The sequence below is a fragment of the Herbiconiux sp. FW305-C-125 genome, assembly GCF_058783455.1.
On sequence record NZ_JBYSYO010000002.1, the window covers coordinates 212,767 to 231,206 of the forward strand.

The following is an 18,440-nucleotide window of genomic DNA, read 5'->3' on the forward strand; positions in this document are numbered from 1 at the left end:
GTGGCGGAGGACGAACTGGCGCGAGAGCGCGACTACGTCTCAGGACTGTACGCGCGGCTCGACCGTCTGCGCAGTGACGCCGAGGCAGAGCTCGCCACCGTGCGACGCGAGAACGTGGGCGGCAATCATCAGAGCCGCTCCGAACGCGACGCCTTCGCGCGGGCATACGAAGACCGCATCCAGCAGCTGCGCGAAGTGGGGGAGCGGCTCGCGTTCGGGCGGCTCGAGCTCGCCGAGCCGGATGCCGAGGGCTCGCACCTCCACTACATCGGCCGCATCGGACTGCGCGACGAGAATCTCGAGCCCCTGCTGCTCGACTGGCGCGCCCCCCAGGCCCGAGCCTTCTACCAGGCGACCGCCGCCACCCCGCTCGGGACACGCGCCCGGCGACACCTGACCACTCGTGGCCGCGAGGTCGTGCGGATCGAGGACGAGGTCTTCGACTCGACCCTCCTCGACGAGGAGGGCACCCAGCTGCAGGGTGAGGGCGCGCTCCTCGCCGCCCTGTCGGCGCAGCGCACCGGCCAGATGCACGACATCGTCTCGACCATCCAGGCCGAGCAGGACCGCATCATCCGCTCCGAGCTGGGTGGGGTGCTCGTGGTGCAGGGCGGCCCCGGCACCGGCAAGACCGCCGTGGCTCTGCACCGCGCCGCCTACCTGCTCTACACCCACCGGGAGCGGCTCGGCTCGAGCGGTGTGCTCGTCGTGGGCCCGAGCCGGGCGTTCCTCCAGTACATCAACGCGGTGCTGCCGAGCCTCGGCGAGACCGGAGTGGTGCTCTCGAGCCTCGGCCAGTTGTACCCCGGGGTCGACGCGGTGGCGGAGGACGAACCGGCGGTGGCCGCCCTCAAGGGCTCGGCCGAGATGGCCGCGCTCGTGCGGCGCGCGGTGCGGTCGCGTCAGCGCGTGCCCGAAGAGCCCATCACCCTCGAGATCAACGGCGAGACACTCGTGCTCGAACCGGCGGTCATCGCCGAGGCGATGGCGAAGGCCCGCGAGTCGGGCAAGCCCTACAACGAGGGCCGGGTGCAGTTCGTCAAGAACGTGCTCGCCCAGCTCACCCGCCAGCTCGCCGAGCAGCTGCGCCGCCGTGGCAGCACGGTCGACGACGCCGACCTCGCCTACCTGCGCGAGGACATCCGCACCGCCTACGACGTGCGGGTCGCGCTCAACACCGCGTGGCTGCCCCTCACCCCCGAGAAGCTCCTGGAGGACTTGTTCGCCCGCCCGCAGTGGCTCGCCTCGATCACGAGTCACTGGTCGAAGGTGAAGCGCGAGCTGCTGCGCCGGGAGCGGGGGAGCGCGTTCACGGTCTCCGACGTGCCGCTGCTCGACGAGGCCGCCGAGCTGCTGGGGGAGTACGACCCGGGCAACGCCGCGGCGAAGCGTGCCGAGAAGGCGCAGCGCAAACGCGATCTGGAGAACGCGAAGAACGCGATCCGCAACATGGAGGTCGGCGGACTGGTTTCGGCCGAGGCGGTCGTCGCGGGATTCGAGGAGTCGACCGTGCGGCTGACCACCGCCGAGCGCGCCGCCTCCGACCGCTCCTGGACCTACGGGCACATCGTCGTCGACGAGGCTCAGGAGCTGTCGCCGATGCAGTGGCGGCTGCTGCTGCGCAAGTCACCGCTGCGCTCCTTCACCATCGTGGGCGACGTCGCGCAGGCGAGCTCGGCGGCGTCGTCGACGAGCTGGTCGGCCACGCTCGAACCGTTGATCGGCGACAACTGGCGGCTCGAAGAGCTCACGGTCAACTACCGCACGCCCTCGCAGATCGTCGATGCCGCCGAACGGGTGGCGCACGCCAGCGGTCTCACCGTGACCCGCTCGCGCTCGGTGCGCACCACCGAGTGGGCGGTCACCGTGTCGGAAGCCGCGACGGCTGCGTCGCTCCCGGCCGACGCGGCGGCCCAGGCGGTCGACCTCTCCGCGAGTGGCGGCACGGTCGCGGTGATCGCTCCGTCGTCGCTGCTGCCCGCACTCGAGCCGGCCCTGGCCGGCACCTTCGACGACCGGATGGGGGTCGGCGTCGCCGGCCTGGCGCGCGCGGTGGCGCTGTTGTCGCCCGCCGAGGCCAAGGGCCTCGAGTTCGACGCGGTGCTGGTGGTGTCGCCGGCCGGCATCGTGGCCGAGAACACGCGGGGCGCATCCGCTCTCTATGTGGCGATGACTCGTCCCACCCAGCGGCTCGCGCTGCTGCTGGCGCCGGGTGAGCCGCCGCCGGCGGGTCTCACCGACGACTGACCCCTCGTCAGCTCCGACGGGATCGTCGGAGCTGCACCGCGGCGATCACCGTGACCACGGCGCCGACGACGAGGAGGAACCAGCCGAAGAGCGGGTTGAGGTTGAGGATCACGACCACCGCGCCGATGATCAGGCAGGCGATCGCGAGGACCAGGCCGAGGATGAGGCTCGCGCGGTAACGGCCGGGCGGAAGGGGCTGAGGACTCGTCATGCACGAATGCTAGCGCGGGTGCGTCCGCGGACTGCTGCATTCGGGGCGCTGAGTCAAGCCGTGCCGAGGTCGTGCGCGAAGGGTGGATAATTGATGCATGGGGTGGCGCTGGCGTCGTCGGCGTACGGAGGTTCCGGTGGCGCCGGCCCTCGGCGATCCTTACGCCGAGTACCTCGCGTGGAAGCAGGCGGGTCGCCCTGACCTCACCCCGGCCGACCTCCTGGGCGGCGGTGCGATCGCGCTGCCCGCCGCGGCAGCCGATGACGTGCCCGAAGACGAGGTGCGGATGGTGACGACCGCGCGCCCCCGCCTCACCACCTGACCCAGCCCCGTTGCAGACCACGGGCTGCTCGCCGAGACTGGTGGGATGAACGGTACGGGAGCATTCGGCGCGGTCGTGCCGGTGAGCTGGGTGTTCACCGGATTGCTCCTGCTGCTGATCGTGATCAGTGCGGCGGCGGCGCGGGGGAGCATCCGCCGCAACCACCTCGTGGGAATCCGGCTGCCCTCGACCGAGCGCAGCGACAGTGCGTGGCGGGCGGGACACGCCGCCGCGGCGCTACCGGCCGGCGTCGCGTTCGGCGTCGCGCTGCTCGGCAGTCTGGTGGGACTCGTTCAACCGTGGGCGTATGCCGTCACGCTGGCGGCGTTCGTGGGCGGCGTGATCTGGACGCTGGTGCAGGCGTCACGGGCCGCGAAAGCGGCGTGATCTCCGCGGTCAGTGCTGGTTCTTGATCACGAAGAACGAACCGCGGATGGTGCCGGCGAGTTTCGACTTCTGGCGCGCGAACTTGAAGCGGTCAGCGAGCTCGGCCGGAACATCCATGCCGTCCGAGAGCTTGAAGCCGACGGCCCGTTTGCCCGCGTCGTCGAGGGTGTACAGGACGTTGATCGACAGACCGCTCTGGTAGAACACGTACGCCCAGCGGATGCCCGAGACCACGAACTCGGTCGCCTCCAGGGGAGGGGAGGAGATGACGAGGTCGCGTTCGTCTTTCAGGATGCGGTGCACCCACTCGACGGTCTCCATGGCCTCGCCGGCGGGATGGACGACGAACTCGTGGTCGTACTTGTTCGTGAAGTAGCGGGCTTCGTTCGCGCGGAGCCCGGCCAGCGCATCCGCCACCGGTGACGACTCGAGACCCTCGGTGGAAACGGTGACGAAATCGACGGTATAGGACATTGCGGATCCCTTCCGGGTGGGTGAGTGCTCGCGCTCATTCCACCAGATGCCAGCGCGCCGCCGCAAACGAGGTGGTGACCGCCGCCACCTGCGCCGCCGAGCCGGCAACTACAAATGTCGCTTTGCCTGCGTCGCGCGCATATGCTGAGCGCGTGACCGATCGAGCCGACACCTCCGCGCCCCTATCGTCGGCCGTTTCGACGCCAACCGTCGGCCCGTCTCGCCGCGCCGTGATCGGCGCCGCGTGGGCCGCGCCGGTCGTGCTGCTCGCCGTGGCCGCGCCCGCTGCCGCCGCCTCCGGTGCGGTGTCGATCTCGACCACCGCGCTCATCCTCAGTCCGACGACCTACGGGTTCAGCGTGATCGTGAAGGAGGGCGCGTCCGGAGTGGCGGGGACATCGGTCTCCGTCGATGTCGAGCAGACCAGCGGGTGGCAGTTCGCCACGACGGCCACGACCGACGGCGACGGTGTGGCGGTCGGCAGTCTCGCGGGCGACACCGTGAACGGCTCGCTGCGGCGCATCCGCGCACGGGTGACGGTCGGCGCGGTGGAGTACACGAGCGATGTCGCGCAGGTGCCGCGCCCCACAGCGGTGCTCACCGCCGACTCGGACGGCTCGGATGTCGTCTTCACCGTGGCGGTGCAGGGGGTGTCCAGTGGCCTGGCCGGATTGCGGGTGACCTTGTCGGGGCGCGACGGGTCCGGAGCCAGTACCCTGGTGCAGCAGGGATTCACCGATGCCGACGGCCGCTGGGTGTTCAGAATGCCGCGAGCCGACATCCCCGAATCCTTCGTCGCCTTCTCGGCCGTCGTCGTCGTCATCGGCGTGACCGGCACCTTCTCCAACGTCGTGCCGCTGCCACCGGCCTAGCCGGCCGACCCGACCCCGGTGGCCCGGGTCACGACGCGCAGGCGGTGAGCGACTCCACCGAGGTGGTGAGGGTCGCGGTTCCGCCGAGGAGCGTGACGTGCGTGACACCCTGGGTGCTCATCGCCGCAAGAGTCACCTGAGGGACGCAGTTGCTGTTCACCACGTAGAGGGGCGCGCCGATGGCGCCCGCCCAGGCGGAGCCTGCCAGTGCATCCGGGAACTTCAGGCCGGTCGCCAGGAATGCCCGGCCGGCCGTCGGGAAGGCGCGGAGATTGATGTTGGCCGAGGCGGCGAAACGGTCGGCGCCGCCGTCGCGCACCACCGAGGTGATGCCGGACACGGCGGCGAGAGCGGACTCGATGCCCGGGCTGACCGAGTTCGGACCACCGGCGATCACGACGTTCTTCACGCCGAGGGTCGTGAGGGTGGCGATCGTCGCCGCGTCGAGGTTGCTCGCGCCGCCGTTCACGAGCACCACCGGGCCGTAGGAGTTCGCCGCGGCCGCGCCGGCGCTGAGGGCGTCGGGGAAGTTCGCGCCGGTGGCCACATACGCGGTCTGGGTGTTGCCGCCGAACGCGTACTCGCTCAGCGTGCGGGAGACCTCGAATCGGTCGGCGCCATCGATGCGCAGAGTGTTCGGCTGGATGCCTTTCAACTGCGCCAGCACAGCGTTCGACACCGAATTCGGGCCGCCGACCACCACGATGCGACCCGGCTGCAGCCGTTCGATCTCGTCGCGCACACCGCTCGGGAGCGCATCCGCCGGAGTGAGCAGCAGGGGAGCGTTGAATCGCGCGGCGGCCGGCCCGGCCGAGAGGGCGTCGGGGTAGTTCGCGCCGGTGGCGACGAAGACCGTGTAGGCGCCGCTCGGGTAGGCGCGCCGGGAGATGTTCACCGCCACCTCGAAGCGGTCGGCTCCGGCCACCCGGTCGGGCCCGGAGGGCGGGGTCAGCACGGCCGAGGCGAACAGGTGGTCGCCGCCGCCGCAGCCGACCGGCCCGTCTGACGGGTCGCATCCGGTGGCCGTGTAAAGGGCCACCACGAGCGGGTCGGCGCGGTTGATGGCATAGCTCTTCGTGAAGTGGCCGGTCTGCTTGGTCGACGAGGTGGCGTCGAGAGTCAGGTCGGGCTCGTCGTAGACGAGCGGCGGCCCGCCGACGACGGGAGCGGGCCGCACCGGTGTCGTGGCGTCGCCGTAGTCGACCAGCAGGGTGACCAGCCCGCCGTAGTACGTGTTCGGGATGGTGGGGCTGGGCACGGAGGCGTAGTCGAAGTCGACCGTGAACCCCCCGCTCGTCGCCGTGATCCCGAGGTTCGTGATCTCGGGCCCGTTCCAGCCGCTCGGCCCGAGCGTCGGCGGCGGGGCGTACCGGATCGGCCGCGGCCCGTTCGAGTCCGCGACCTGCGCCGCAGGGACCGTCGCGGCGCTGTCCCCGACGGCCCCGGCGGCCGAGGCGGAAGCCGAAGCCGACGTCGGCGCGATCAGCGCGAGGGCCACGACGGCGAGAGCCGAAGCGGCGACGGATGCGGTGGTTCTGAACACAGACGGGTTCCTTCCGGGAAACAGCAGAGAGCTTGCCCAAGTTATCGGGCGCGGCCCCGCTCCGGCAGCCCCACTTTCAAGGGCATGCCGGCAGGCGCCGATGCCTGCCTCAGCTAGGCTGGACGTCGAGCGAGGGGATTCGAGATGACGTCGAGGTGGGCGCGGGTCGCGCGCGGCGGCCTCGTCGCGTCGATCGCGGTGTTCGTCGCCGCGTTCTCGCACATCGCAGCCGGCGGTTCCGCCCCCGGATCGGCGGGTACTGCGATCGCCCTGGCCTTCGCACTCCTGGCCAGCATCGCGGTGGTCGGAAAGCGTCTGAGCCTGCCGCGGATCGCGATCGCGGTCACCGTCAGTCAGTTCTTCTTCCATCTCGTCTTCTCCCTCGGCGGGGATTCGACCGTGACGATGACCCAGAACGGGCACCACGGCGCCATCGTGATCGGTGCCGCGGCGGGTCCGGCCACGCAGATGGATCACTCCAGCGGCGCGATGTGGGCAGGCCACGCGGTCGCTGCCGTCGTGACGATCGTCTTCTTGTGGCGTGGTGAGCGCGAGCTGTGGCGCGCGTTGTCGACAGCGACCCAGCAGCTCGCCGCCGTGCTCCTGGGCCGGCTGGTGTTCATCCCGGTCGTGTCCCATGGCGTCGCCGTACGAGTCCCGGTGGTGTCGCGGAGGACCTTCCGGGACGACCTCGGGGTGGTGCTGTCGTCGTTGCGGCACCGCGGCCCACCCGTACACGCTCTCTCCTTCTGATTCTTCCTGCACCTCGCCCCGGTGATGCCTGCGCACGTTCGCAGTCAGCAGTTGCTGTGGGCGCGAGTGGTGCGGGTTCGTATTCGGCATGCTTCGGCGGCGTCTCTGCGCTCGACCGGTGTGCTGCCGCCCCCGTGTCGGGGTGGGTGCTGCCGCGACCCCGGTGACGGGGGCGGCGAAAGGATGTGTTCTTCGTGGTCGAGCAATCGACGATCGAAGACCAGGAGCTACGCGAGCCGCGCACGCTGAATCTTCCCCGGGTCGGGGTCGTCGAAGCGGTGCTGCTGGTGGGTGTCCCGCTGGCCGTCGGTGCGGCATTGGCGGGAATGGTCTTCACAAATGCGTTCAACGACCTGCTGCTGATCGATCCCGGCGTGCTGGTCACGCGCGGACTCCCGATCGCCCGGGTTCTGCACGACGCGGCTGCCTGCGTCACGGTCGGCTTGCTCCTGATCGCAGCGTTCGCCCTCCCCGGACAGACTCAGGTGCCCGGGATCGCGTCGTTCACGCAGTGGACGGCTGCCCGGTGGGCGGCGAGAGCGGCGTCGCTGTGGGCCTTGGCCGGCATCGCAGTGCTGATCCTGACGGCGGCCAATACCGTCGCGATCCCGGTGACCGAGCCCCGGTTCTGGCCGCAGTTCTGGTTCTTCGCCACGGGTATCGAGCTCGGCCAATCCCTGCTGGCCTCGATCGCCCTGATCATGCTGGCGCTCGTCGCGCTGGTGCTCTCGAAGCGGGTGACGGCGATCGGGTTCGCTGCCGTCGTCTCCGTTCTCGCCCTGCTACCGCTCGCGCTCTCGGGTCACGCAGCAGGATCGGATGAACACGCCAACGCCGTCGACTCCCTCGCGATGCACCTGATCGGCGTCACCGCCTGGGTCGGCGGTCTCATCGCCCTCGTGCTGCTCCGCAAGCGCCTTGCCGGTGACACCGCCCGGGTCGTGTCGCGCTATTCGACGATGGCGCTCGGGGCGTTCCTCCTCGTCGCGTTCTCCGGCACCATCAACGCCTCCCTCCGACTCAACGCCCCGGTCGAGCTGCTGACCACGCCGTACGGGGCGCTCATCTCGGTCAAGATCGTCATCCTCACCGGCCTCGGCGTCGCGGGGGTATGGCAGCGGGTTCGCATCATCCCGAGCCTTGTCCGTGAACCGACACGCACCCGAGGCTTCGTACGACTCGCGATCACCGAGATCGTGTTCATGGCGATCGCCATCGGCGTTTCGGTCGGGCTGTCGCGGAGCGCGCCGCCGGTGTCGCAGGAGTCCTTGGCCGCGATCGACATCCGCAAGTCGTTGCTCGGCTTTGACTGGCCCGCGCCGGTGACGGCTTGGCGGATGCTGACCGCGGTGCATGTCGACTGGTTCTGGGTCGCTGCCGCCGGCACCATGGCAGGGCTTTACGTCGCCGCGGTGGTGCGGCTGCGCCGGCGCGGCGACACCTGGTCGTGGGGGAGGACCGTCCCGTGGCTCTCCGGCTGCGCCGCCCTGATCTGGGCGACGAGTGGCGGCCCGGGCGTGTACGGGGCCGTGTCGTTCTCGACTCACATGATCCAGCACATGACCCTGATGATGGTCGTGTCGCCCTTGCTGGTGCTCGGCGGGCCCGTCCTCCTCGCCCTCCGCACCCTTCCGACCCGGCAGGACGGCGGTCGAGGCATCCGGGAGTGGGTGTTGCTCCTGGTGCACTCACCACTGCTGAGGCTGTTCGCCAATCCGATCGTCGCTGCGGTACTGTTCGCCGGCAGCCTGGTGGCGTTCTACTACACCGGCTGGTTCGAGTGGTCACTGCAGACCCACCAGGGGCACTTCATCATGACCGTGCACTTCCTGGCCGCCGGCTATCTGTTCTTCTTCGTGCTCATCGGTATCGACCCCGGGCCGGAACGGCCCTCGTATCCGATGCGGCTGATCCTGCTCCTTGCGACCCTCGCGTTCCACGCCTTCTTCGGGCTGGCGATCATGAGCCAGACCACCGTGCTCGCGGAAGACTGGTGGCGCGCCCTCGGCCTGACGGACACCCCGATACTTCTCGCCGATCAGCGGGTGGGTGGTGGCATCGCCTGGGGTGCGGGGGAGATACCCGTGGTGCTGGTCGCCCTGGCCGTGGTGCGGCAGTGGGTGCGGTCGGACGAGCGCACGGCCAAGCGCCTCGACCGGAAAGCCGACCGTGACGGCGACGCCGACCTCGCCGCCTACAACGCCCGCCTTGCCGTCCTCGCCGAACGAGACACCCGCACCACACCGAATCGCCCGATTTCCCCTGACGCCGACCTTGCGGCCGTCGACGACCGAACCGGAGACAACCTGTGACCAGCCCACGCACCCGGATGCTCGCCGCGATCGGCGCGGCCACGGCCCTGCTGCTGACCCTCACCGCCGGAGTCGGCACCGCGACCGCCCACGATCAGCTCCTCTCCTCCACCCCGGCGGAAGGGCAGCTGATGGCCGAAGCGCCGTCGGAGATCTCGATGCAGTTCTCCGACGACGTGCTCGACCTCGGCGGCGTCGTCGTGGTCGCGGATGCGGCGGGGAAGAACTGGGCCGACGGCCCCCTCACGCTGAACGGCGGCACTGTCACCCAACCCGTCACCGCAGGCGCTCCGGACGGGGCGTACCAGGTCCGGTGGCGAATCGTCTCCGCTGACGGGCATCCCATCTCGGATGTCATCGACTTCACCATCGGCGACACCATCCGCCCCCCTCTCACCCCCGACAAGCAACCCTCCACCAACGACATCGAGGTGACGTCGACACCGACTGCCGCTGCGACCGCGTCCATGCCCCCCGGCCTCGGCGGTCTCGGCGTCGTCGCGTGGGCGATCGGCGGAGCCGCCGCAGGCATCGGGTTCTACGCCCTGGTCGTCACCCTGATCCGTCGCCGAAAGGTCACCCCATGAACCCCCGGCACCCCGTGCCGGGCACCCGAGAAGACACCGCAAGCACGACAAGGAGAACCATCATGAAGTTCCGCACCGCGACCACGATCACGGCACTCGCCGCCGCAGCGATGCTCACTCTCGCCGGATGCTCCGGCACGACCACTGCCGCCGAGACCAGCACCGCGGCTCCGGAAGCGGACAGCCTGAGCATCCAGGATGCCTGGGTCAAGGCCGCCGACAGCGGCATGTCGGCTGCGTTCGGCACTCTCGAGAACGACAGCGACTCCGACCTGGTCGTCACCGCCGTCGAGTCCGCAGCCGCCACGTCGATGCAGCTGCACGAGACGGTCGAGAACGAGTCCGGCGCGATGGTCATGCGCGAGAAGGACGGCGGCTTCACCGTCCCGGCCGGCGGTAGCCTCGAGCTCGCGCCCGGCGGGAACCACCTGATGCTGATGGGCCTCACCGCGCCGATCGCGGCCGGCACCGACGTGACATTCACCCTCACCCTTGAAGACGGTTCCCGATACGAGTTCACGGCCCCGGCGAAGGACTACACCGGCGCGAACGAGACCTACGAGGGCGGCGACATGGACATGGGGAACTGATGACCCGCGATCAGAACAACTCCGCACCGGATCATGGTGCTGAGCGGGCTGGTCGCGGCCTGAGCCGGCGGCATCTCCTGTTCGGGGGTGCCGCCGCCGGGCTCGGCGCGGCCACCGCGGCCGGCGCAGCCATGCTCGCCACCCAGCAACCCACCGTGGCGGTGGCACCACCCGTCGAAACGGTGGTGAACGGGGCGGGGACGGTGCCGTTCTACGGCACGCACCAAGCGGGTGTCGCGGTCATCCCGCAATCGCACGCCACGCACATCGCCCTCGACCTCGCTGCCTCCACCGATCGGGCAGCCCTGACCCGGATGATGCAGATCCTCACCGACGACGCAGCCCGCCTCTCCCAGGGCCGGCACGCTCTCGCCGACTCCGAGCCGGAACTGGCGACGATCCCGGCACGCCTGACGGTGACGTTCGGGTTCGGCCCCGAATTCGTGTCGCGGGCGGAAGGCGCTGCGCCGTCGTGGTTACGGCCGCTGCCCGCGTTCGGCGTCGACCGGCTTGAGGAGGCCTGGACCGGCGGTGACTTCCTGATGATCGTCGCAGCCGACGACCCGGTCACCGTCGCACACGCCACCCGGATGCTCGTGAAGGACAGCCGCTCGTTCGGCATCGTCCGCTGGACCCAAGCGGGATTCCGCCGCGCAGCCGGATCAGAGGAGCCAGGCACGACGATGCGGAACCTCTTCGGTCAGGTCGACGGCACCGTCAACCCGCAGACCCAGGACGCCGACTTCGATCAGCTCGTCTGGTCTCACGGCGACCCCGAATGGATGGCCGGGGGCACGTCGTTCGTGCTACGCCGCATCCACATGAATCTCGACAAATGGGACCTGCTGGACCGCTCCGGCCGCGAACAGGCTGTCGGACGCAGCCTCGCGGACGGCGCACCCCTGACCGGCAGGAACGAAACTGACGAACCCGACTTCCACGCCGTCACGCCCATCGGCTTTCCTGTCATCCCGGAGTTCTCCCACATCCGCCGGGCCCGCTCCGAGAACCCGGGCGAGCGCATCCACCGCCGCGGCTACAACTACGACGAAGCCCCCACCACGGGGAGTGTCTCCAACTCGGGTCTCCTCTTCGGCTCCTATCCAGCCGATGTCGACAAGCAGTTCGTGCCCATCCAGAAGCGGCTTGATGACCTCGATCTGCTGAACGAGTGGATCACCCCGATCGGGTCCGCTGTGTTCGCGATACCACCCGGGTGCGCCGAGACCGGGTTCATCGGCGACACCCTTCTGTCCTGAGCGAGTGTGCCGACCACCCGGAGGCGTGCTACTGGCTGCGGAGCAGGCTGATGAACTCGTCCGCCATGTCGAGCTGGTGCTGCAGCTTCACGCGTTGCTCGACCGCCCGGTCGATGAACTGCTCAAGCTGTTCCCGCAGCTCCGAGCCGCCCTCGTGCTGGAGGGTGTCGATGATGCGGAGCAGTTCGCTCATGTCTTCCAGCGGGAAACCGAGCGGTTTCATGCGCCGGATCAGCATGAGCCGGGCGTAGTCGCCTTCCGTGTAGAGGCGGAATCCGCCCTCCGTACGCCCGGACGGTTTCAAGAGACCGATCTCGTCGTAATGACGGATGGTGCGCAGCGACAACTCGGTCCGCTCGGCCAGCTCGCCGATGTGCATCATCGGCCGGGTCGTCTCGGATTCCATGCGCGCTCTCTCGTTAACTCGACTCTTACGTTAGGGTAGGTTTCTGGATACAACACCGTTCATCCACGGATGGCCCCGTCTCAGAAAGCTCCCTTGATTCTCTCCCAGAACAGCGACTCCCCGAACCGCTACCGACCTGACCCATCCGTCCTCACCGCGCTCCGGTCGCCGCGCATCCTGACTCGCGAAGTGCTCGCCGGCCTGGTCGTGGCCCTCGCTCTCATTCCGGAGGCGATCTCATTCTCCATCATCGCCGGCGTCGACCCCGCGGTGGGGCTGTTCTCCTCGTTCGTCATGGCGGTCTCGATCGCGTTCTTGGGCGGCCGGCCCGCGATGATCACCGCCGCCACAGGCGCCGTGGCCCTCGTCATCGCGCCGGTCGCGCGGGACTACGGCATGGACTACCTCATCGCCACCGTCATCCTCGCGGGCATCTTCCAAGTCCTTTTCGGGGTGCTCGGGGTGGCGAAGCTGATGCGGTTCATCCCGCGGAGCGTCATGGTCGGGTTCGTGAATTCTCTGGCCATCCTGATCTTCGTCGCGCAGCTCCCGCAGCTGCTCGGAGTGACCTGGCTGGTCTATCCGCTGGTGGCGGTGGGCATCCTCATCATGGTGTTCATGCCCAAGATCACGAAGGTCGTTCCGGCACCGCTCGTGGCGATCGTGCTCCTGACCGCCGCGACCTCGGTGTTCGCCTTCAACGTCCCGACCGTCGGCGACCAGGGCGACCTGCCCCGCAGCCTGCCGTCGCTGTTCCTCCCGAACGTGCCTTTCACCTGGGAGACCTTGGCGATCATCGCGCCATTCGCCGCGGCCGTGGCGGTCGTGGGGCTGCTCGAATCGTTGATGACGGCGAAGCTCGTCGATGACATCACCGACACCCACTCCCGCAAGACCCGCGAAGCACTCGGTCAGGGTGCCGCGAACGTGCTCTCCGGCCTCTTCGGCGGCATGGGCGGATGCGCGATGATCGGTCAGACCATGATCAACGTGAAGGCATCCGGTGCCCGCACCCGCATCTCGACGTTCCTCGCCGGCGTGTTCCTCCTGATTCTGGTCGTGGTGCTCGGCGACGTCGTGTCCATCATCCCGATGGCCGCGCTCGTGGCCGTGATGGTCATGGTGTCCGTCGCGACCTTCGACTGGCACTCGATCAAGCCGTCGACCCTGAAGGCGATGCCCGTGGGGGAGACGGCGGTGATGGTCGCGACCGTCGCCGTGGTCGTCGCGACCCACAACCTCGCGATCGGCGTGATCGTCGGCGTCGTCGTGGCAATGGTGATCTTCGCCCGCCGCGTCGCGCACTTCGCCTCGGTCACGCGTGACGTGCGAGCAGACGATCCCGTTCCGACCGCTCACTACACGGTCGACGGCGAGCTGTTCTTCGCCTCCTCGAACGACCTCACGACCCAGTTCGACTACGCCGGCGACCCCGACCATGTCGTGATCGACATGTCCAACAGCCATATCTGGGACGCCTCCACCGTCGCCACCCTCGACGCCATCACGACCAAGTACGAACAGCACGGCAAACACGTCGTGTTCGAGGGACTCAACGACGCAAGCACCGAGTTCCACGGCCGCCTCGCCGGAAAGCTCGGCAGCGGACACTAGGCATCGTTCGAGCATCGCGCCACCCCACGGCCGGCTGTGGGGAGCAGGCGGGGCCGTCCTCGCGCCACCCCATCCGGCGGGGCGGCCAGCACGGCGTGCCAGGTGGCTTGTTTCTCCGGCTGGGCGCCTTGGCCGTCGACGTGGGCGAGGAACTCGAGCTCGGGATGGCTGGTGTCGATCCGTTCACGGTCGGTGAGCATGGATTCGCGGAACTCGTGCAGAACGAACATTTTGGGCGGGAGCCCCTTCGCGTCGATCAGGTTCGCCAACCAGTTGGACACGGCGTTGATCTCGTCGGCGGATACGGTGCCGATCTGTTCCAGGGGGACTTGGTCGGAGCCGAGGCGCCATTCGGGGTCGAGGGCGAGCCCGACGTTGGGACGCTCGAGGAGCGCCTGGTACGCCTGTGCTTGGCTGAGGAACGTGGACCGGCCTGGTTGGAGGTCGATCACGACGTACGCGCCGGCGTCGGACGCAGCGTCGATGTAGTCGATGATCCGGGCCGGGTCGAGTTCGTTGGAGTAGTTCCCATCAGGGCCTGCGTCGCCGGCGGCGACGGTGGCGATGATCTCGAGGGTCGGCACGACGGGCAGGTCCGAGAGCGAGGCGTACTCGCCGGCGAGTTGACGGGCGCGAGCGATCGTGGCGGCGACGCCCTGTTCGCCGAGAATGCCGAGGACGGGAACCTCGGGCACGCCGTAGAGGGCGACAAAGCGGTGGCTGCCGAACAGACGTTGACCACCGCCGGTGAGCTGAAATCCGGTCATCGCGGCCCTCACCGACCAGTCGAGGGCCGGCTGGTCGGTGTAGGACCCGCCGATCAGCACGGCGCTGACGGGCTGCAGGCGGGTGAGAGCACTGATGACGTCCGGGGCGGCGAGGATGTCGCCCGGGGTCGACTGCTCGACGAGGGTGGCGCCTGCCGCCTGGACGATGGCGGCCGCTTCCGGAGCAGAGCCATCGGTGACCGCAGCGATCGGTTCGCCCAGGCGCGCCGGTTCCGGATGCGGCTGCACCGCTGCGTCGAGCGCGTCCGGGTCGCTGAACGAGGTCACGTCGATGCGGGCGGCGTCGGCGTGATTCCAGGCTAGGCAGCTCGATTCGTTAGCGGACGGACCGTTAGCGAACCGTTACGACACTTGCAGTCATGCAAGTAAAGCGTGCCGCGCGAGACCGAGCCGCTCGACCCGGCTCATGAGGGAGTACTCGCAGTGAGCCGTATTCACGGAACCGATACGCTTGACTCCAAGGTCGCCTCATGCGGGGCCGCACAGATTCGACGGGGGACCGGGGCACGTGACAGGACACATCGATAGACGAACGGTGCTCGGAGCGGCCTGGGCCGCACCTGTGGTGGTCATGGCCGTCGCGGCACCGTCGGCGGCCGCCAGTACCGATGCCGCGCCCACGGCCGCCTGGTCGACCTCCATCGCATCTGTTCCCGCCACGGGTGTGCGCATGACTTCGGCGACGCTCACCGTGACGAACTCGACTGCCGAGACCCTGAACTCTGTGACCGTCACCGTGACTCAGCCCGTCGGGGTGCAGGTGAACGTCGCGGTGCTCGGTGCAGGATGGGCGAAAGGTGTCGATTCCGAGTCGGTGGTGACCTTCGTCTACTCCGGCACGCTGACACCTGGAGACATTTCGCCCGGCGCACTCGTGACCATCTCCACGGCCGAGGTCGCCGAAGGCTCGGTGACGGTGATCGCCGCCGCGTCAGGGCAGACGGTCGGCGCGCCCCTGACCGTGGAGTGGCCCGTCTCGGGGAACGACCCCTCGCAGGCGCAGTGGTCGTGGAGCGTCCCGTCGCTGGCACCAGGCGGGCAGGCTACTCTGGCCTTCGACCCCGGACCGTATCGCTTCGGGTCCCCGGCGTCGTTCATCATCCAGGCACCATTCCAGGGGAGCTACTCGAACGTGATGTCGACTATGACGTTCTCTTCGGCATCCTTCGGCTCGGTGAACTATTACTACAGCGATGATCCCCGACTCAAGCTCTTCACGATCGCGCGCGGTAGCGGCGCATCGGGTTCGGGCATTCTGCAACCATTTGTGTCGTACATCGCCGGCGGCTCGCTCCAGCAATTCCGTGGCCCCGACCTCGCCGCGAGTTGACGCATTAGTCAGCCTGGTCGGCCCGGGTTATGAACGCGTCGAGAAGTGCGGCCTCCGATGCGGCAGCCGCGGGCGGATGAGGGTGAAGTGTCCCAGCGCGGTGGCTCGGCTTCGAACGTCGCATCGCCGGTCGCGATTCCCTCCCGATAAACGGCCTCGACCGCGTCCCATCCGAGGGTTCCGGAGCCCGAAGGCGAGTGATCATCGGCAGCAGGAGGAGTCGATCGTGGCTGTTTCAGCGGCGGGCGTGCTGCAGCATCCGTTGTCGGTCGGGGCGGTGGAGCAGACACCGGTCTCGGGGAGGACGAGGGTGACGATGCGGGCCGCCGCGTGGTTGCCGGCGAGGTCATCGGCGATGGATCGCACCTGCTCGTAGCCGGTGGCGAGGAGGAAGGTTGGGGCGCGGCCGTAGGACTTCATGCCGGCGATGAAGAAGTTCGGCTCGGGATGGGTGAGTTCGGCGACGCCGTGAGGCGGGACGGTGCCGCAGGAGTGCAGGTTCGGGTCGATCAGTGGGGCGAGAGCGCGGGGTGCTTCGACGATGTCGTCCAGACCCAACCGGATTTCCCGGAGCAGCGCGAGATCGGGCCGGAAGCCGGTTGCGTTCACGATCACATCGGCATCGACGGCGAACGAAATGCCGGCGCGACGTCCGACCGCTCGAACGCGGTCGCCGCCCTCGTCGATGGCGTCGATCTCGAACTGGTCGATGAGCGCTATGCGGCCGGTGGCGACGAGCTGGTCGACTCGTTGTCCGATGGAGGCGCGGTCGGGAAGCTGGTCGTCGGCGGCGGTGAACACACGCGCAGCTGTGCGGTTGCGGATGGCCCAGGAGACCTCGGTGTGGGGGAGTGCGGTGAGAGCGAGGAGCGTGTTCGCGGCGGAGTGTCCGGCGCCGACGACGAGCACCCGCTTTCCGGCGAACCTGTCGCGGTCATGGCCGAGCACGTTGGGCAGCCCTGTGACGATCCGATCGGCACCGCTGGTCGGGACGAGGCCGGCCGCGGTGAGCGGGTTGGGGGAGCGCCAGGTGCCTGAGGCATCGATCACGGCGCGGGCAAGACGGTCGCTGGTGGTTCCGTGGTGCTCCACCCGGAGCAGGAACGGCGTGTCGGCCCGGCCGGTCGAGCGGGTGCGGTCCATGCCCTGGCGGGACACGGCCGTGACGCGGCTGCCGAGGCGGATGCGCGGCTGGAGGGCTGGAGTGTGGGCGAGTGGGGTGAGGTAGCGGTTGAGGAGTTCGGCGCCGGTGGGGGAGCGATCGCCGTTCGGGGCGCTCCAGCCGGCCGCCCCGAGGAGTCGGACGGACGCCGGGTCGAGAAGATAGGTCCAGGGGGAGAAGAGGCGAGTGTGGGCCCATTCGGCGATCGCGCTGCCGGGTTGGGGGCCGGCCTCGAAGATGACGACGTCGAGGCCTCGCTCGAGGAGGTGCGCGGCGGCCGCGAGCCCGACGGGGCCGGCGCCGATCACCGCAACCGGGAGCCCCGCCAGACGTGAGCCGACGCTGCGGGGCGGGACGGTCAAAGTCATCGTCACGGTGTCACCGGTTGTTCAGACGCTGGCCGGGAGGATCTCGGCCAGGAGCTGCTCCACCCGGGCCTTGATGTCGTCGCGGATCGGGCGCACCTCCTCGATCGGCCGGCCGGCCGGGTCGGTGAGGTCCCAGTCTTCGTAGCGCTTGCCGGGGAAGATCGGACAGGTGTCTCCGCAGCCCATGGTGATCACCACATCCGAATCGCGAACCGCCTCGGTGGTGAGGATCTTCGGCTGGTTCGACGCGATGTCGATGCCCTCCTCGGCCATGACGGCGACAGCGACCGGGTTGATCTCGTTCTTCGGCTCGCTGCCGGCGGACAGCACCTGCACCCGGTCGCCGCCGAGGGCCTGCAGGTAACCGGCGGCCATCTGCGAGCGGCCCGCGTTGTGAACACAGACGAAGAGAACGGTGGGGGCAGCGGTCATGACTCATCCTTGTCGGGACTGGGTTATGCATCGAAGAGGATCGATGAAGGCAGTCTGCCCACAAACATCGACGATTGTCAATGTTTGTGAGATGCTGGGCGCATGACCGCCACCGAAGTGCTGCCTGTGACCGAGGTCACCGCCTGCTGCGCACCGGCCGGCCGCGAGGCGATGCCCGCGGGGGAGGCGGAGGTTCTCGCACGAACATTGAAGGCGTTGGCCGACCCGGCCCGGCTTCGGTTGCTCTCGATGGTCGCCGCGCACGGTGACGGCGAAGCGTGTGTCTGTGATCTCACCGAGCCGCTCGGTCTTTCACAGCCGACGGTGTCGCATCATCTCAAGGTCCTCGTCGACGCAGGATTCCTGACCCGCTCGAAGCGAGCGACGTGGGCGTACTACCGGCTCGTCCCAGGTTCCCTCGACCGAGTTGCGGGCCTCCTGCCCACGATCTGATCTACGCGGCAATCGGGGACGCGTTCGAGCGCCGGCCTTCGCCTGTATTGACATAATGTGCATTATCAGCGCTTGCTGATCGGGGCCGGAAGCGTCAGATCGGCGTGTTGTGTTGCTGGTGAGGCGTGGCTTTGTGCCGGCCGGGTGCTTGCGGATATTCGTCGCTCGCCGTCTCGCGCTCGACCGGCGCGGTGCGCGGCGCGACGTCGTCGAGCGTCAGCAGGCCGTCCGGATCATTCGGATCGTGTTTGCCGGTGAGACGCTCACCGATTGCCGACTTGTCCCGGTCATCAGGCATTGATTTCTCCTCAGTTTATGTGAACAATTGCC

Annotated in this window: 20 protein-coding genes; 12 read left to right on the plus strand and 8 right to left on the minus strand. The window is 68.8% G+C overall.

Annotation, left to right across the window (positions count from 1 at the left end; genetic code table 11):
- The gene (locus AC3WLB_RS08385) at positions 1-2,247 is read left to right on the plus strand and encodes a HelD family protein (protein WP_492505039.1); all 2,247 of its coding nucleotides are present in this window, start codon (positions 1-3) and stop codon (positions 2,245-2,247) included.
- 7 nt (positions 2,248-2,254) lie between these two features.
- Here AC3WLB_RS08385 and AC3WLB_RS08390 read toward each other — a convergent pair whose 3' ends face one another.
- Positions 2,255-2,458, minus strand: a complete 204-nt coding sequence (locus tag AC3WLB_RS08390) for a hypothetical protein (protein ID WP_022897137.1) — start codon at positions 2,456-2,458, stop codon at positions 2,255-2,257.
- Positions 2,459-2,555: 97 nt separating this feature from the next.
- Here AC3WLB_RS08390 and AC3WLB_RS08395 point away from each other — a divergent pair, with 97 nt between their 5' ends.
- The gene (locus tag AC3WLB_RS08395) at positions 2,556-2,780 is read left to right on the plus strand and encodes a hypothetical protein (RefSeq protein WP_492505042.1); all 225 of its coding nucleotides are present in this window, start codon (positions 2,556-2,558) and stop codon (positions 2,778-2,780) included.
- A 45-nt stretch (positions 2,781-2,825) separates the two neighbouring features.
- A complete protein-coding gene (locus tag AC3WLB_RS08400) occupies positions 2,826-3,167 on the plus strand; it encodes an SdpI family protein (protein ID WP_492505044.1) in 342 nt (113 codons plus the stop codon).
- Between the two features lie 9 nt (positions 3,168-3,176).
- On the opposite strand, the gene AC3WLB_RS08405 is transcribed toward AC3WLB_RS08400, so the two are convergent.
- Positions 3,177-3,641, minus strand: coding sequence for a DUF8821 family protein (locus AC3WLB_RS08405; protein ID WP_492505046.1), 465 nt, complete (start codon positions 3,639-3,641; stop codon positions 3,177-3,179).
- Positions 3,642-3,793: 152 nt separating this feature from the next.
- On the opposite strand from AC3WLB_RS08405, the gene AC3WLB_RS08410 reads away from it, so the two are divergent.
- Positions 3,794-4,513 carry a hypothetical protein gene (locus tag AC3WLB_RS08410; protein WP_492505048.1) on the plus strand — a complete coding sequence of 240 codons (720 nt, stop codon included), beginning with the start codon at positions 3,794-3,796 and terminating at the stop codon, positions 4,511-4,513.
- A gap of 28 nt (positions 4,514-4,541) precedes the next feature.
- On the opposite strand, the gene AC3WLB_RS08415 is transcribed toward AC3WLB_RS08410, so the two are convergent.
- Positions 4,542-6,056, minus strand: coding sequence for a cell wall-binding repeat-containing protein (locus AC3WLB_RS08415; RefSeq protein ID WP_492505050.1), 1,515 nt, complete (start codon positions 6,054-6,056; stop codon positions 4,542-4,544).
- Between the two features lie 144 nt (positions 6,057-6,200).
- On the opposite strand from AC3WLB_RS08415, the gene AC3WLB_RS08420 reads away from it, so the two are divergent.
- The 5 genes from AC3WLB_RS08420 to AC3WLB_RS08440 all read left to right on the plus strand — a co-directional run bounded on the left by AC3WLB_RS08420 (position 6,201) and on the right by AC3WLB_RS08440 (position 11,557).
- Positions 6,201-6,809, plus strand: a complete 609-nt coding sequence (locus AC3WLB_RS08420) for a hypothetical protein (protein ID WP_492505052.1) — start codon at positions 6,201-6,203, stop codon at positions 6,807-6,809.
- A gap of 194 nt (positions 6,810-7,003) precedes the next feature.
- A complete protein-coding gene (locus AC3WLB_RS08425) occupies positions 7,004-9,121 on the plus strand; it encodes a bifunctional copper resistance protein CopD/cytochrome c oxidase assembly protein (protein ID WP_492505054.1) in 2,118 nt (705 codons plus the stop codon).
- Positions 9,118-9,708: a copper resistance CopC family protein gene (locus tag AC3WLB_RS08430; RefSeq protein ID WP_492505056.1), complete on the plus strand. Its 591-nt coding sequence runs from the start codon at positions 9,118-9,120 to the stop codon at positions 9,706-9,708. Before AC3WLB_RS08425 ends, AC3WLB_RS08430 begins: the two co-directional genes overlap by 4 nt.
- Positions 9,709-9,770: 62 nt before the next feature.
- Entirely contained in the window at positions 9,771-10,298 is a 528-nt protein-coding gene (locus AC3WLB_RS08435; RefSeq protein WP_492505058.1) for a copper chaperone PCu(A)C, read from the plus strand.
- Positions 10,298-11,557, plus strand: a complete 1,260-nt coding sequence (locus tag AC3WLB_RS08440; RefSeq protein WP_492505060.1) for a Dyp-type peroxidase — start codon at positions 10,298-10,300, stop codon at positions 11,555-11,557. The genes AC3WLB_RS08435 and AC3WLB_RS08440 overlap by 1 nt, the downstream gene beginning before the upstream one ends.
- Before the next feature lie 28 nt (positions 11,558-11,585).
- Here the strand turns inward: AC3WLB_RS08440 and AC3WLB_RS08445 are convergent, their stop codons facing one another.
- Positions 11,586-11,963 (minus strand): helix-turn-helix domain-containing protein, encoded by a 378-nt coding sequence (locus AC3WLB_RS08445; RefSeq protein WP_492505062.1) that lies wholly within the window; start codon positions 11,961-11,963, stop codon positions 11,586-11,588.
- 69 nt (positions 11,964-12,032) lie between these two features.
- Between AC3WLB_RS08445 and AC3WLB_RS08450 the strand changes: the two genes are divergently transcribed.
- Positions 12,033-13,577, plus strand: coding sequence for a SulP family inorganic anion transporter (locus AC3WLB_RS08450; RefSeq protein ID WP_492505064.1), 1,545 nt, complete (start codon positions 12,033-12,035; stop codon positions 13,575-13,577).
- On the opposite strand, the gene AC3WLB_RS08455 is transcribed toward AC3WLB_RS08450, so the two are convergent.
- Positions 13,574-14,632 (minus strand): hypothetical protein, encoded by a 1,059-nt coding sequence (locus tag AC3WLB_RS08455; protein ID WP_492505066.1) that lies wholly within the window; start codon positions 14,630-14,632, stop codon positions 13,574-13,576. The genes AC3WLB_RS08450 and AC3WLB_RS08455 overlap by 4 nt on opposite strands.
- 268 nt (positions 14,633-14,900) lie before the next feature.
- Here AC3WLB_RS08455 and AC3WLB_RS08460 point away from each other — a divergent pair, with 268 nt between their 5' ends.
- Positions 14,901-15,695 carry a hypothetical protein gene (locus tag AC3WLB_RS08460; protein ID WP_492505068.1) on the plus strand — a complete coding sequence of 265 codons (795 nt, stop codon included), beginning with the start codon at positions 14,901-14,903 and terminating at the stop codon, positions 15,693-15,695.
- 201 nt (positions 15,696-15,896) lie between these two features.
- Here AC3WLB_RS08460 and AC3WLB_RS08465 read toward each other — a convergent pair whose 3' ends face one another.
- Both AC3WLB_RS08465 and AC3WLB_RS08470 read right to left on the minus strand, forming a co-directional pair.
- Positions 15,897-17,225, minus strand: a complete 1,329-nt coding sequence (locus AC3WLB_RS08465; RefSeq protein ID WP_492505070.1) for an FAD-dependent oxidoreductase — start codon at positions 17,223-17,225, stop codon at positions 15,897-15,899.
- Positions 17,226-17,246: 21 nt separating this feature from the next.
- The gene (locus tag AC3WLB_RS08470; protein ID WP_492505072.1) at positions 17,247-17,657 is read right to left on the minus strand and encodes an arsenate reductase ArsC; all 411 of its coding nucleotides are present in this window, start codon (positions 17,655-17,657) and stop codon (positions 17,247-17,249) included.
- Between the two features lie 102 nt (positions 17,658-17,759).
- Between AC3WLB_RS08470 and AC3WLB_RS08475 the strand changes: the two genes are divergently transcribed.
- Positions 17,760-18,110 (plus strand): ArsR/SmtB family transcription factor, encoded by a 351-nt coding sequence (locus AC3WLB_RS08475; protein WP_492505074.1) that lies wholly within the window; start codon positions 17,760-17,762, stop codon positions 18,108-18,110.
- A 94-nt stretch (positions 18,111-18,204) separates the two neighbouring features.
- On the opposite strand, the gene AC3WLB_RS08480 is transcribed toward AC3WLB_RS08475, so the two are convergent.
- Positions 18,205-18,408 carry a hypothetical protein gene (locus AC3WLB_RS08480; RefSeq protein WP_492505076.1) on the minus strand — a complete coding sequence of 68 codons (204 nt, stop codon included), beginning with the start codon at positions 18,406-18,408 and terminating at the stop codon, positions 18,205-18,207.
- Positions 18,409-18,440 lie beyond the last annotated feature (32 nt).

Coding starts and splice junctions, on each gene's coding strand:
- AC3WLB_RS08390 (WP_022897137.1), bottom strand. CDS start 2,458: ATGACGAGTCCTCAGCCCCTTCCGCCCGGCCGTTACCGCGCGAGCCTC.
- AC3WLB_RS08395 (WP_492505042.1), top strand. CDS start 2,556: ATGGGGTGGCGCTGGCGTCGTCGGCGTACGGAGGTTCCGGTGGCGCCG.
- AC3WLB_RS08400 (WP_492505044.1), top strand. CDS start 2,826: ATGAACGGTACGGGAGCATTCGGCGCGGTCGTGCCGGTGAGCTGGGTG.
- AC3WLB_RS08405 (WP_492505046.1), bottom strand. CDS start 3,641: ATGTCCTATACCGTCGATTTCGTCACCGTTTCCACCGAGGGTCTCGAG.
- AC3WLB_RS08420 (WP_492505052.1), top strand. CDS start 6,201: ATGACGTCGAGGTGGGCGCGGGTCGCGCGCGGCGGCCTCGTCGCGTCG.
- AC3WLB_RS08435 (WP_492505058.1), top strand. CDS start 9,771: ATGAAGTTCCGCACCGCGACCACGATCACGGCACTCGCCGCCGCAGCG.
- AC3WLB_RS08440 (WP_492505060.1), top strand. CDS start 10,298: ATGACCCGCGATCAGAACAACTCCGCACCGGATCATGGTGCTGAGCGG.
- AC3WLB_RS08445 (WP_492505062.1), bottom strand. CDS start 11,963: ATGGAATCCGAGACGACCCGGCCGATGATGCACATCGGCGAGCTGGCC.
- AC3WLB_RS08450 (WP_492505064.1), top strand. CDS start 12,033: ATGGCCCCGTCTCAGAAAGCTCCCTTGATTCTCTCCCAGAACAGCGAC.
- AC3WLB_RS08465 (WP_492505070.1), bottom strand. CDS start 17,225: ATGACTTTGACCGTCCCGCCCCGCAGCGTCGGCTCACGTCTGGCGGGG.
- AC3WLB_RS08470 (WP_492505072.1), bottom strand. CDS start 17,657: ATGACCGCTGCCCCCACCGTTCTCTTCGTCTGTGTTCACAACGCGGGC.
- AC3WLB_RS08475 (WP_492505074.1), top strand. CDS start 17,760: ATGACCGCCACCGAAGTGCTGCCTGTGACCGAGGTCACCGCCTGCTGC.
- AC3WLB_RS08480 (WP_492505076.1), bottom strand. CDS start 18,408: ATGCCTGATGACCGGGACAAGTCGGCAATCGGTGAGCGTCTCACCGGC.